This window comes from Variovorax sp. OAS795, from assembly GCF_040546685.1.
Classification (GTDB): Bacteria; Pseudomonadota; Gammaproteobacteria; order Burkholderiales; family Burkholderiaceae_C; genus Variovorax.
Genome location: NZ_JBEPOH010000001.1, coordinates 4,262,225 through 4,274,727, shown reverse-complemented (window position 1 = coordinate 4,274,727; position 12,503 = coordinate 4,262,225). Strand labels below are relative to the sequence as shown.

At 67.8% G+C, this 12,503-nt stretch carries 14 protein-coding genes; 4 read left to right on the top strand and 10 right to left on the bottom strand.

Features of this window, described 5'->3' with window-relative positions; all coding sequences use genetic code 11:
* Nucleotides 1-93: 93 nt before the first annotated feature.
* Entirely contained in the window at nt 94-1,464 is a 1,371-nt protein-coding gene (gene pmbA / locus ABID97_RS20695; protein ID WP_354400418.1) for a metalloprotease PmbA, read from the top strand.
* Nucleotides 1,465-1,489: 25 nt separating this feature from the next.
* On the opposite strand, the gene ABID97_RS20690 is transcribed toward pmbA, so the two are convergent.
* Nucleotides 1,490-2,281: a fumarylacetoacetate hydrolase family protein gene (locus ABID97_RS20690; protein WP_354400417.1), complete on the bottom strand. Its 792-nt coding sequence runs from the start codon at nt 2,279-2,281 to the stop codon at nt 1,490-1,492.
* 186 nt (nt 2,282-2,467) lie between these two features.
* On the opposite strand from ABID97_RS20690, the gene ABID97_RS20685 reads away from it, so the two are divergent.
* Together ABID97_RS20685 and ABID97_RS20680 are read left to right on the top strand one after the other, a co-directional pair.
* Nucleotides 2,468-3,367, top strand: a complete 900-nt coding sequence (locus tag ABID97_RS20685) for a helix-turn-helix domain-containing protein (RefSeq protein ID WP_354401827.1) — start codon at nt 2,468-2,470, stop codon at nt 3,365-3,367.
* A gap of 12 nt (nt 3,368-3,379) precedes the next feature.
* A complete protein-coding gene (locus ABID97_RS20680; protein WP_354400416.1) occupies nt 3,380-3,922 on the top strand; it encodes a nucleoside 2-deoxyribosyltransferase in 543 nt (180 codons plus the stop codon).
* Nucleotides 3,923-3,936: 14 nt separating this feature from the next.
* Here ABID97_RS20680 and ABID97_RS20675 read toward each other — a convergent pair whose 3' ends face one another.
* Nucleotides 3,937-4,842: a LysR family transcriptional regulator gene (locus tag ABID97_RS20675; protein ID WP_354400415.1), complete on the bottom strand. Its 906-nt coding sequence runs from the start codon at nt 4,840-4,842 to the stop codon at nt 3,937-3,939.
* A 102-nt stretch (nt 4,843-4,944) separates the two neighbouring features.
* On the opposite strand from ABID97_RS20675, the gene ABID97_RS20670 reads away from it, so the two are divergent.
* On the top strand, nt 4,945-5,703 hold the full coding sequence (locus ABID97_RS20670; protein ID WP_354400413.1) for a sulfite exporter TauE/SafE family protein: 759 nt from the start codon (nt 4,945-4,947) through the stop codon (nt 5,701-5,703).
* A 21-nt stretch (nt 5,704-5,724) separates the two neighbouring features.
* Here ABID97_RS20670 and ABID97_RS20665 read toward each other — a convergent pair whose 3' ends face one another.
* From ABID97_RS20665 to ABID97_RS20630, 8 genes are all read right to left on the bottom strand, one after another.
* Entirely contained in the window at nt 5,725-6,195 is a 471-nt protein-coding gene (locus ABID97_RS20665) for an NUDIX domain-containing protein (RefSeq protein ID WP_354400411.1), read from the bottom strand.
* On the bottom strand, nt 6,195-6,644 hold the full coding sequence (locus tag ABID97_RS20660; protein WP_354400410.1) for a GatB/YqeY domain-containing protein: 450 nt from the start codon (nt 6,642-6,644) through the stop codon (nt 6,195-6,197). Before ABID97_RS20660 ends, ABID97_RS20665 begins: the two co-directional genes overlap by 1 nt.
* A gap of 123 nt (nt 6,645-6,767) precedes the next feature.
* Nucleotides 6,768-6,980 carry a 30S ribosomal protein S21 gene (rpsU, locus tag ABID97_RS20655; protein WP_007833691.1) on the bottom strand — a complete coding sequence of 71 codons (213 nt, stop codon included), beginning with the start codon at nt 6,978-6,980 and terminating at the stop codon, nt 6,768-6,770.
* Between the two features lie 110 nt (nt 6,981-7,090).
* Nucleotides 7,091-8,323 (bottom strand): BaiN/RdsA family NAD(P)/FAD-dependent oxidoreductase, encoded by a 1,233-nt coding sequence (locus ABID97_RS20650; protein ID WP_354400407.1) that lies wholly within the window; start codon nt 8,321-8,323, stop codon nt 7,091-7,093.
* A 5-nt stretch (nt 8,324-8,328) separates the two neighbouring features.
* Nucleotides 8,329-9,114: a YaeF family permuted papain-like enzyme gene (locus tag ABID97_RS20645; protein ID WP_354400406.1), complete on the bottom strand. Its 786-nt coding sequence runs from the start codon at nt 9,112-9,114 to the stop codon at nt 8,329-8,331.
* Nucleotides 9,111-10,241: a sterol desaturase family protein gene (locus ABID97_RS20640; protein ID WP_354400404.1), complete on the bottom strand. Its 1,131-nt coding sequence runs from the start codon at nt 10,239-10,241 to the stop codon at nt 9,111-9,113. Before ABID97_RS20640 ends, ABID97_RS20645 begins: the two co-directional genes overlap by 4 nt.
* 132 nt (nt 10,242-10,373) lie before the next feature.
* Nucleotides 10,374-11,264 (bottom strand): ABC transporter permease, encoded by an 891-nt coding sequence (locus tag ABID97_RS20635; RefSeq protein WP_354400403.1) that lies wholly within the window; start codon nt 11,262-11,264, stop codon nt 10,374-10,376.
* Nucleotides 11,265-11,582: 318 nt separating this feature from the next.
* Complete coding sequence (locus ABID97_RS20630; RefSeq protein WP_354400401.1) at nt 11,583-12,500, bottom strand: ABC transporter permease; 918 nt, start codon at nt 12,498-12,500, stop codon at nt 11,583-11,585.
* Nucleotides 12,501-12,503 lie beyond the last annotated feature (3 nt).

Here is a 12,503-nt window from a genome sequence, read left to right as displayed (position 1 = left end):
GGCCGTGCCGTGCGGCACTGCAACGCGTGCAATGCGCACCGGCAAGCCGAAGGGAAAACGGAATGCGGGGGGCGCAAGTATCATAGCCACCACATGACGACATCTTCCTCGCGCGCCGATTCCGGCTTCGCCTACAGCCGCTCCTTCTTCGAAAACCTGGTCGACTCGGCCCTGGCCCACGCCAAAAAGCTCGGTGCCACCGATGCCGGCGCCGAGGCCTCCGAGGGCTGCGGCCTCAGCGTCTCGGTCCGCAAGGGCGAACTCGAGAACGTCGAGCGCAACCGCGACAAGTCGCTGGGCATCACGGTCTACGTGGGCCACCGCCGCGGCAACGCCAGCACCTCCGACTTCTCCGAGGGCGCCATCGCCCAGACCGTGCAGGCCGCCTACGACATCGCCCGCTTCACGGCCGAAGACCCGGTCAGCGGTCTTCCCGACGAGGAAGACATTGCCAAGGACCACCCCGAACTCGACCTGTTCCACCCCTGGGACGTGACGAGCGAGCAGGCCGCCACGCTGGCGCTCGCATGCGAGGAGGCAGCGCTCTCGACCGACAAGCGCATCACCAACAGCGAAGGCGCGGGGGTTTCGGCCCAGCAGAGCCACTTCTTCAGCGCGCACACGCACGGTTTCCGCGGCGGCTATGCCAGTTCGCGGCATTCGATCTCGGTGGCGCCCATCGCCGGCAAGGGCGACGACATGCAGCGCGACTCCTGGTACAGCTCCATGCGCTCGGCCGGGGAACTGGCCAGCCCGCAGGCCGTGGGCCGGTATGCCGCCGAGCGCGCGCTGAGCCGGCTCAAGTCGCGCAAGATCAAGACCACCGAATGCCCGGTGCTGTTCGAATCGCCGCTGGCCGTGGGCCTGCTGGGCGGGCTGGTGCAGGCGGTGAGCGGCGGGGCGCTGTACCGCAAGAGCACCTTCCTGCTCGATTCGCTCGGCAAGCCGGTGCTGCCCAAGCACGTGGACGTGGCCGAAGACCCGCATGTGATGCGCGGCAAGGGCAGCTCGCCCTTCGACGACGAAGGCGTGGTCACCCGCGCACGCAAGGTGGTCGATGCCGGGCGGCTCGAGGGCTACTTTCTCTCGACCTATTCCGCGCGCAAGCTGGGCATGAAGACCACCGGCAATGCCGGCGGCTCGCACAACCTGACGCTGAGCTCGCGCCTCACCAAGGCAGGCGACGACCTGGACGCCATGCTGGCCAAGCTCGGCACCGGCCTGTTCGTGATCGAGCTGATGGGGCAGGGCGTGAACTACGTGACCGGCGACTACTCGCGCGGTGCCAGCGGCTTCTGGGTCGAGAAGGGGCGCATCGCGTTCCCGGTGCACGAGATCACCATTGCCGGCAACCTGAAAAACATGCTGATGGGCATCGACGCCATCGGCGCCGACGCCTATACCTTCGGTGCCAAGACCACGGGGTCGGTGCTGGTCAACCGCATGAAGGTGGCCGGCAGCTGAGGTTCCGGGCCGCCGGCCGCCACGCTCAGACGACCCGCACCGACAGGTTCGGCAGGCCGTCGATGTGGATCTCGATCAGGTCGCCGCGCACCACCGGGCCCACGTTCTCGGGCGTGCCCGAATAGATGATGTCGCCGGGCATGAGCTCGAAAGCCTGTGACAGCCGGCTGATCTGCTCGGCCACCGACCAGATCATGTGCTTGAGCGTCGCGTTCTGCTTCGTCTGGCCGTTCACCTTGAGCCAGATGGCACCATCGGTGTAGTGGCCGACCCTGGCGACCGGATGGATCGGCCCGATCGGCGCCGACTTGTCGAAGCTCTTGCCGATTTCCCAGGGCTTTTTCTGGTCGCCCATCTCGCGCTGCAGGTCGCGGCGGGTCATGTCCAGGCCCAGGGAGTAGCCGTACACCAGGCCCAGCGCATCGGCCTGTGCGACGTCGCGGCCGCCCTTGCCGAGCGCCACGACCAGCTCCACCTCGTAGTGGTAGTTCTTCGTGAGCGGCGGATACGGATGGTCGGCCACCGTGCCGGGCGTGACGACCTGGATCGCGTCCGTCGGCTTCTGGAAGAAGAAGGGCGGCTCGCGGGTGGGGTCCGAGCCCATCTCGCGCGCGTGGGCTGCATAGTTTCGGCCGATGCAGTAGATGCGGCGCACCGGAAACGCCTGCTCGCTGCCGACGATCGGGACCGTGGCCTGGGCCACCGTGAAGGGCGTTGGCGCGGCGCGCGATGCGCCGGCCGGCAGGGCGCAACCGGTCATCGCGCCGGCGGCCATGGCGGCGGAACCGGCCAGCAGGCCGCGTCGTGAACTGGACATGATTCTTGTCTCCTGGAGGGCTGGGTAGGCATGAAGACTGGCGGGGCCAGCCGGGCCATTCTGGAGCGCGGCGGGGCGGTGCTCCGGTACGCATCTACGCAAAAGCAGGACGCAGGCAACACCCCGGCGCGCGGGCCTTACCATCGCGCCATGACGGCCCTTCGATCCAGCCTGCGCCTCTACGGCATGCAGGAGCGCGCGAACCACCTGGACTTCGACGTTCGCTTCGAAGGCGCGCGGGACGTGCTGGCGCGGCCGCACCGGCACGAGTATTTCCAGATCCAGGCCAGCATCCACGGCGGCTCGCAACAGGTGATCGGCGGCGCGGTGCGCCCGTTCACCGCGGGGCACCTGAGCTTCGTGCTGCCGTACCGCGTGCACGTGGTGCCGCACCCGCCCGGCGCACGCTATGCCATCGTGAACTTCGACCAGGGCTTTCTCTGGCCCGAACTGGCCGTGGAGGCGCTCGACCTGGAAGAGGTGCCGGCCCTGCGCCATCCCGAGCTCGCGCCGTTCCTGTTCCAGGAGTCGATGGATTTCCACTTCGGCGAGGCCGATTTCGCACGCATCCTGCGCTGGCTCGAAGAGCTCGCCGAGCTGAACCGCGAGCGGCGCTTCGGGGCCGCAAGCGCGATCCGCGGCATCCTGATGCAGCTCATCGCGCTCGCCTGCGACCGGCACGAGCCGCAGCTGCTCGCGCAGGCCGCGCTGCAGGGCGGGCGCAGTTCGGGGCACGATGCTTTGCAGCGCGTCATGCGCTACGTGCGCGAGCACCTGGGCGAGGACATGTCGCTCAACGACGCCGCGGCGGCCGCGATGCTGTCGCCCAACTACCTCGCGCACCTGCTCAAGAAGCAGACCCAGCGCACCTTCACCGAACTCGTGACCGAGCGCCGCCTGGAGCGCGCGAAGGAACTGCTGGTCACCTCGAACGCGCGCATTGCCGACATCGCGCGGCAGTGCGGCTTCGGCGACGCCGTGTACTTCAGCCGCCGGTTCAGGCTGCGCAACGGGGTCACGCCGCGGCAGTTCCGGCATGAGGCCGATGCGGGGCTGGCCACGGCGGCGCAGCCCCGGCAAACCTAAGATGTGCCCCACATGATTCCGAACCCTGAAACCCCGGCGCGCCCCCAGATCTACCTCGCGGGGCCCGATGTGTTCCGCCCCGATGCCCGGGACCATTTCGTGCGGCTGGCGGCGGCGTGCGATGCGCTGGGGCTTGCGGCCCTGCTGCCGGCCGATGGCAACGACCAACCGGGTACCGCCGCGCCGGAGGCGCAGATCTACGAGGCCAACATGCAGCGGCTGCGCGGCGCGGACGGCGTGGTGGCCAACCTCGCGAGCTTTCGCGGCCTGGAGCCCGATTCGGGCACGGTGTTCGAAGTGGGCGCGGCGGTGGCGCTGCGGATTCCGGTCGTGGCCTACGGCGTGCCCGCGGGCAGCTATGCGGACCGCGCGCGGTCTTTTCTGCAGTGCGCGCCCGATGCGGCCGGCGTGCTGCGCGAGGCCGGCAGCGGCATTGCGGTGGAAGATTTCGGCCAGCCGCTGAACCTGATGCTGGCCTGTTCGATCCACATCGAGCCGACGCCCGAGGCCGCGCTGCGAAAGATGGTGCAGCTGCTCGCGCTCCGGCCGCGCTGAGCCGTTTTTTCAGGTCATCGGGCTGCAGGCGTCCCGGTCGGCGCGAGCAAATGCTCGAGCATCCGGCGCGCGTTGAGCGGCAGCTCCTCCGATGAACGCACGCAGGCCATCAGCGTGCGTTCGGCCCAGGCATCGCTGAGGCCGGCGCGCGCGATCTTCATCGAGCGGGCGCAGCGCACGGCCGCGGTCTGCGGCACGATGCCCACGCCGATGCCGTGCGCGACCATGCCGCACACCGCCTCGAAGTTGCGCACGCGCACGCGGTAGGCCAGCTGCTTGCCCATGGCGCGCGCATGCTGCGTCACCAGCTGCTGCAGCGCGCTGTCTTCCGTCAGGCCGACGAACTCGCTGTCGGCCACGTCCGCGAGCCGCACGCGCCGTCGCCCCGCCAGCGCATGGCCGCGCGGCATCACCAGCACGAGGTCGTCACGGCGAAACGGGTGGCACTCCAGGCCCTCGGTGCCGACCGCGTCGGAGACGATGCCGATGTCGCACAGCCCGGCGCGCAGCGCATCGACCGATTGCGGGCTGGGCCGTTCCTCCAGGTCGACCGAGATGCGCGGATGCTGCGCGAGAAAGCGGCTCAGCACCTCGGGCAGGTGCTCGTTCAGCGCCGAGGTGCCGCACATGAAGCGCACATGGCCCTTGAGGCCCTGGCCGTACTCGCCGAGCTCGCCCCGCATGCGTTCCATCTGCTGCAGCACGACGCGCGCGTGGTGCAGCAGCGTGCGGCCGGCCTCGGTGGGGCGCACGCCCTGCGCGTGCCGCGTGAGCAGCGGGCTGCCCAGGGCGTCTTCCATGCCGCGCACGCGCTGGCTCGCCGAGGCCAGCGTCATGTGCGAGCGCTGTGCGCCGGCGGTGAGGCTGCCGGCCTCCACCACGTGGAGGAAGAGCCGCAGGTCTGTGAGGTCGAATCGCATGATGAGCCCGCAAGGTAGCACGGGAGCCTCAGCCTGTGCCTGAGGCCGGCTGCGCCAATGCCGCATTTCCAGCCGCGGCAGGGGCCGGCAGACTGCGCCGCCATGACGATCCCGAATGAACTGGCAACCGCCCACTGGGCCGCTGCCGCTGCCGTGTTCCTGCTGGCTGGCGTGATCAAGGGCGTGGTCGGCCTCGGCCTGCCGACCGCGTCGATGGGGCTGCTCGCGCTGTGGATGCCGCCGGTGCGCGCGGCCGCGTTGCTGATCGCGCCTTCGCTGGTCACCAACCTGTGGCAGACCGGACCGCGCGCGACCTTCCGGCCGGTGCTGCGGCGCATCGGCGGCATGCAGGCGGGCATCGTGGCGGGCACGCTGGGCGGCGCACTCTGGCTGGGGGTGCCGGCGGGCACCTGGGCTTCGGTGGCACTCGGCGTGGCGCTGGTCGCCTACGCGCTCTGGGGGCTCACGGGGCGGCAGTTCCACGTGCGGGCGGCGCACGAGCGCTGGCTGGGGCCGCTGGTGGGCGCCGCGACCGGCTTGGTGACGGCCGTGACCGGCGTGTTCGTGGTGCCGGCGGTGCCCTATCTGCAGGGCCTGGGTTTCCAGCGCGATGCGTTGATCCAGGCCATGGGGATCTCGTTCACCACCTCGACCGTGGTGCTGGCCATCGGGCTGGCGGGCAACGACGGCTATCCGGTCGCGGCGATCGGTGGCTCGCTGGCGATGCTGACGCCGGCGCTCGCCGGCATGGTGCTGGGAACCTGGCTGCGCAAGCGGCTGCCGGTGGCGGTGTTCCGGCGCTGCTTTCTTGCCGGGCTCGCGCTCCTGGGGTTCTACATGGTGGCGCGCGCGCTGGCCTGAGCCGGAGCGCGGCCAGCAAGCTCAGGTGGCGGGAAGCGCCGCGCGGACGCGCTCGATCGCCTGGCGATAAGGCAGCGCGAAGTTCTCGACGCCGTCCTGGGGCGCGAGCCAGCTGAACGAAAACACCAGACCGTCTTCCTCGGGGCTGCCCATGGCCACGTGCTCGAAGGTTTCGGGCAGCGGGCCATCTGCGCGCATCAGGAAGAGGTGCCACAGCTGCGGATGGCGCAAGGTGTTGCCCTCGACACCGGCCTCGCAGTCGCGGTGCAGGGTGCCGAGCGGTTGCAGCTCGCCGACGTGGTCGATGCCCGACTCCTCGAGCAGCTCACGCCGGACCGCCGCCTCGGGCGATTCGCCGGGCTCGACGGTGCCCTTGGGCAATTGCATGTTCCCGTCGCCGGGATGGCGGAACACCAGCAGCCGGCCCCTGGCATCGACCAGGCAGGCGCAGGCCTTCGGGATCGTGGTGGCGCAGCCGCCGTCGCCCGTCATCAGGCGCTCGCGAGGGCCGCCTTGACTGCCGCGCTCACCTGGCCCATGTCGGCCTTGCCCGCCAGGCGGGTCTTGACCGCACCCATGACCTTGCCCATGTCGCCCGGGCCCTTGGCGCCCAGCTCGGCCACGATGGCCTTCACCTCGGCGGCCACTTCGTCGGCGCCCATGCGCTGCGGCAGGTAGACCTCGAGCACCTTGATCTCGGCGGCTTCCTTGTCGGCCAGGTCGGTGCGCCCGCCGGTCGTGAACGCCGCGATCGAGTCCTTGCGCTGCTTGACCATCTTGTCGACGATGGCGACGACCATGGCGTCGTCGAGCTCCACGCGCTCGTCGACTTCCTTCTGCTTCAGGGCCGCCAGGAGCAGGCGGATGGTGCCGAGGCGCTCCGAGTCCTTGGCGCGCATCGCGGTCTTCATGTCTTCGGTGATCTGTTCCTTGAGGCTCATGCTCGGGGCTCCTGGTTCGAAAAAAACAAAAGCCGCGGCAGGTTTCCCTGGCGCGGCTGAGGCAGCAGTCGGATCGCTGGGCCGACTTGCGTCAGGGGCCGGCGATCCCGTTGCCAACGGGCATCAGTACAGCTTCTTGGGGAGCTGCATGCTGCGCACGCGCTTGTAGTGGCGCTTGACGGCGGCTGCCTTCTTGCGCTTGCGCTCGGCGGTCGGCTTCTCGTAGAACTCGCGGGCGCGCAGGTCGGTCAGCAGGCCGAGCTTTTCGATGGTGCGCTTGAAGCGGCGCAGGGCGACGTCGAAAGGCTCGTTTTCTTTAACGCGGATGGTGGTCATTGATGAATCGTTGAACTGGATTTGGCTCGGGGAGATCGAGGCCCCAAGCCGGGGTTCCTCAACTGAAAAATTTTTGCGGCCGTTGAGGGAAGGCCAAAGTTAGCCCGCGATTATAGCGCGGTTGCGCACGCGTGTGCGCTCGCCCAGGCCCATTGGAAGTTGTATCCGCCCAACCAGCCCGTCACGTCGACCACTTCGCCGATGAAATACAGGCCCGGCTGCTTCGATTCCATGGTCTGGGAAGACAGGTCGCGGGTGTCGACGCCGCCGGCCGTGACCTCGGCCTTCTTGTAGCCCTCGGTGCCGCTGGGCGTGATCTGCCAGCGCGCGATGCGCTCGGCCAGCGCGGCCAGCGCCTTGTCGGCAGCCTCGTTGACGGGTCGCTGCAGGGCCGGATCCTGCCCGACCCAGGCGTCGGCCAGCCGCGAGGGCACCAGCATGGCCAGCTCGTTGGCAATGCGCTTCTTGGAGCGCAGCTTGGCTTCGCCCAGGGCCTCGGCCACGTCCACGCCGGGCGCAAAGTCGAGCGTCAACGGCGTTCCAGGCTTCCAGTAGCTCGAAATCTGCAGCACAGCCGGGCCCGACAAGCCGCGGTGGGTGAACAGCAGGTCTTCGAGGAAGGCCATCTTTTCCTTCCTGGCGCCGGTCTCGATGCGCACCGGCAGCGCCAGCCCGGCCAGTTCGGCATACGGCGCCCAGGCTTCGCCGCCGAAAGTCAGCGGCACCAGCGCCGGGCGGGGCGTGACGACGCGCAGGCCGAACTGCTCGGCCAGGCGGTAGCCGAAGTCGCTGGCGCCGATCTGCGGGATCGACAGGCCGCCGGTCGCGATCACCAGCCTGGGCGTTTCGATGGCGCCCTTGCTGCTATCGATCTGGTAGCTGCCCGCGCCGGTGCCGTCGATGCCGGAAGCCGAAAACACAATCTTCCCGATCCTGCACGGCTGCCAGCGCGTGACGTTGCCGGCGTCGCATTCCGCCAGCAGCATGTCGACGATCTGCTGCGAGGAGCCGTCGCAGAACAGCTGGCCCTTGTGCTTCTCGTGAAAGGCGATGCCGTGCTTCTGCACCAGCTCGATGAACTGCTGCGGCGCATAGCGCGACAGCGCCGAGCGGCAGAAATTCGGGTTCTCGCCGATGAAGTGGCGCTGCGGCGCGCGCACGTCGAGGTCGCGGTTGGTGAAATTGGCGCGGCCGCCGCCCGAGATGCGGATTTTCTCGGCCACCTTCTCGCTGTGGTCGACCAAAAGCACCTTGAGCCCGCGCTGGCCCGCCAGCGCGGCGCAGAACAGCCCGGCGGCGCCGGCGCCGACCACGACGGCATCGAATCGAAAAGTAGCGCTCAAACCGTTCAGGGTCCATCGGCCGCCAGCAGGGGCGGCGGGTTGTACTTGAGGTGGCCCACGTAGCGCAGCGGCTGCGTGGCGGCAATCGAAGGCACGTCGCCCTCGCGCATGTGCAGCAGGTCGGCCGGGCTCACCCAGCGCGGATCGGCGTCGGTGATCGGCAGGCCGGCGCGGCGGTAAGCCTCGAGCACGAACTGCGAGCAGAAGAACTGGTCGTCGCGGCTCGCACCCAGCTGCACCATCGCCATGCCGCTGATGCAGTAGTGGCTGACGGCCGAGGGAATGAGCGGCAGTTCGCACAGGCGCCGGTTCAGCACGAAGGGCGCATTCAGCAGCACGCCAGTGGTGTTGTAGCGGATGCCCACCTGCGAGTTGGCCCAGGCGCGCAGCTTGGCGGCACCCGCCGGCTCGAGCCCTGGCACGCGAAAGGCCACGACCATCTGCTCTTCGTCCACCACGTCGGCCAGCGGACGTGCGCGCACGCCCGTGCCTACCGCCTCGGCGATCAGCCCGTCGCCCAGGTACAGCACCGCGTGGCTCACGGGCGAGAAGGTGCCCAGCCGGATGCCGAAGGAATTGACCGTGGCGATGGAGGTCAGCAGGATGTCCCCGGGCTGCAGCGCATCGGCGGCAATGAGCTCGCCGCCGTTGCCCGGCGCAATGACCGAACTTTGCACGCGCAACCGCAGGCCCGCGTCCTTCGACGGCAGGTCCACGCGCGTGGCGCAAGCCGAGAGCAGCAGCAGTGCAGCGGCGCCGAGCACCGCCGCGCAGACATGGCGCCGCATCATCCCTTCCAGACGAAAGGGAACTTCAGCTGCTTGAAGAAGCCGTTGGGCACGTAGTCGCCGAGCACGCCGTACTTCTCGGGCCAGAGCTTGGTGCTCTTCACGGCGGTGCCGAAGAGGTAGTCGAGAAAGGCGTAGTGCGCCGAATAGTTCTTGTCGAGCGCCTCCACGTCCTGGCTGTGGTGCCAGTGGTGGAAGTTGGGCGTCACGATGATGTAGCGCAGCGGCCCGAGCCGCACGCTTACGTTGCAGTGGTTGAACACCGCCTGGAAGCCCACCACCACGATGTACGCGTCGATCACTTCCTTGGAGAAGCCCAGCACGTAGATGGGGGCGAGCACCAGCGTGCGGGTGATCAGCAGTTCGAGGATGTGCTGGCGCGAGCCGGCCATCCAGTCCATGCTCTTCACGCTGTGGTGCACGGCATGCAGGCGCCAGAGCACCGGCACCTCGTGGTAGGCGCGGTGGGTCCAGTACTGCACCAGGTCGGCCACCAGCACGATCAGCAGCAGCCCGGCCCAGAACGGCAGGTTGCCCACCCAGCCGCGGATGCCGTCGTTGGCCGCCCAGCCGAAGAATTTGTGCACCATCAGGTTGGTGGCCAGCAGCACGAAGCCCACGATCATGTGGTTCACCACGAAATGGTGGAAGTCGGTCTGCCATTCCTCGCGGAACACCGGCTGGTCCTTGCGCAGCGCGAACAGCTTCTCGATGAAGATGAAGATGAGCGACGACCCCAGCAGGTCGAGGATGAACCAGTCGAGGCCGATGTAGGGCGTGTTGTCGGCGAAGTCGTTCACCGGCACCTTGTGCCCGCCCAGCAGCGCCGCCGCGACCACCAGCAGGAACGCGGCCGACGACAGCCAGCGCGAGCGGTTGAAGATGATGTTCACCAGCGCCATGCCGCCCGAGACGACCATGGCCGCCAGCAGGATGAAGCGCATCACGTCGACGTTGTAGCTCTTGCGCAACTCGGGCGTGGTGAGGTACTGCGGAAAGTGGAACGCCAGCACGCCCAGGAAGCAAAGGATGCCCAGGCTCAGGGCGATGGTTCCCGTGACGAGGCCCCGGCCACGGCGCAGTTCGCCATGGGTCTGGGTGAATTCGTTGAGTTTGTCGATGTCCAGCATGCCCGCCTCTCTCTCTGTCGCTTGTGATGTGTCTTGTCGGGCGCGATTTTAGGCGGCTGTAGGAAAACTCTCACGTCGACCAAACGGGCTAGGCGAGGTCTGTGGCTTTCCCGCTCTTGCGGCAAGCGAAGCTCAGCGCGGCCGGACAGCGCGCCGGCGCAGCAGTGCCGCCGCTCCCAGCGCCGCGGCCATCACGAGCAGGGACACGACGGTGGTCACGGTGCCGAGCGCATAGATCGACGGGGTGGTGACGGTCGAGGTCAGGCCCTGCAACTCGAGCGGCAGGGTGTTGACGTCGCCGATGGCCTGGGAGGTGCGGGCGATTTCGTCCCACGACAGCGTGAAGCCGAACATGCCGATGCCGACAATGGACGGGCCGATCAGCGGCAGCACCACGTGCCGGAAGGCCTGCCAGGGCGTGGCGCCGAGGTCGCGGGCGGCTTCCTCGTAGGCCGGGTTGAAGCGGTTGAACACGGCAAACATGATGAGCAGCCCGAAGGGAAGGGTCCAGGTAAGGTGGGCGCCGAGCGCGGAGCTGAAGAGGCCGAGCGCGGTGCCGTAGCCTTCGAGCAGGGTGGTGGCGTCCATGGCCGTGAGCAGGCTCTTGATGCCGGTATCGATGAGCCGGAACTGCAGGCCGATGCCGAGCGAAATGATGATCGACGGCATGATGAGGCTGGCCACGGTAACGAAGAACAGCGCGTTGCTGCCGGCGAACTTCTTGCGGAATGCGAGGCCGGCCAGCACCGAGAGCACCACGGTGAACCCCATGACCACGGCGCCCAGCGCGAGCGAGCGCCTGAAGGCCGCGCCGATGTCGACGGTGCCCAGGCCTTCGGCCAGCTTGTAGAACCAGTGCAGCGAGACGCCGCGCAATGGAAAGGTCAGGCCGCCTTCAGGGCCCTGGAAGCTCAGGATGAAGATCGTGATCATCGGGCCGTAGAGGAACAGCACGAAGAGGGCGAAGACGATGGCAAGGGGCCAGAAGCCTGGGGCGCGTTGTTCTCCGATGCGTTGGCTCATGATTGTTGTTCCTTCAGGGCGCGTGCGCAGGCCACCGGGTACTCCCCTCCGCGAATGTCCCCCGGCCTGCGGCCTCCTCCTTTATTTCGCTGCGGGGAGCACCCGGCGCCCTGTGCACACCGGGCGCTGCGCTTGTTCCGCTCGATCAACCGCCGCACTGCCCGACGATCCCGCTGGCGGGGTGCCTTGCGCAGCGAAATAAAGGGGGAGGCCGCAGGCCGGAGGACATTCGCGGAGAAAGGTACCCCGTCGGCGGGAGCGCGCCCTGAACAAGGCTCCTCATGCACAACGAAACGAACAGACGAGCAAGGCTTCATCTCAGAGCTCCTTGCGAATATCCACAAGCCGTGTCAGCCCCCAGATGATCATCAGCACCACCGCCAGCAAGATCATCGCGTTGGCGGCGGCCAGCGGAAACTGCAGGTACGAGGTCTGCACCTGGATGATCTTGCCGATCGATGCGATCTGCTGCCCGCCCATCACGCCGATGGTCACGAAGTCGCCCATCACGATGGTGATGACGAAGATCGAGCCGATCAGGATGCCCGTGCGCGACAGCGGCACCACCACGTTCCACAGCGTCTGCCAGGCCGAGGCACCCGCATCGCTCGCGGCTTCGAGCAGCGAACGGTCGATGCGCATCATGCTGTTGAAGATCGGCACGATCATGAACATCGTGTAGAGGTGCACGAAGGCGAGCACCACCGAAAAATTGGAGAACAGCAGCCACTCCACCGGATGGTCGACCAGGCCCATTCCGCCCAGCATCTGGTTGACCAGCCCATTGCGCCCGAGCAGCGGCACCCACGAGATCATGCGGATCACGTTGGAGGTCCAGAACGGCACCGTGCACAGCACGAAGAGCACCGTCTGCATGGTCGACGAGCGCACGTGGAAAGCCAGGAAGTACGCCACCGAAAAACCGATCAGCAGCGTGATGCCCCACACCAGCAGGCAGAACTTGAAAGTGCTGAGATACGTGTTGAGCGTCACGCACAGGTCGCCGTTGTCGGTGAGCTGCGAGCAGCCCTCGAACAGGCTTGCATAGTTGCGCAGCGTCACCGCCGGGATCAGCTCGTACTCGTTGAAATTCCACAGGCTGACCATCGCGATCAGCGCCAGTGGAATCAAAAAGAACAGCAAGAAGACCAGCGCGAACGGCGCCGCCTGCCACCAAGCCTTCACGGCGTGGACGGAAGGGCTGGGCGCGTGCGCGCTGGCGGTGGGAGCGCTCACAGG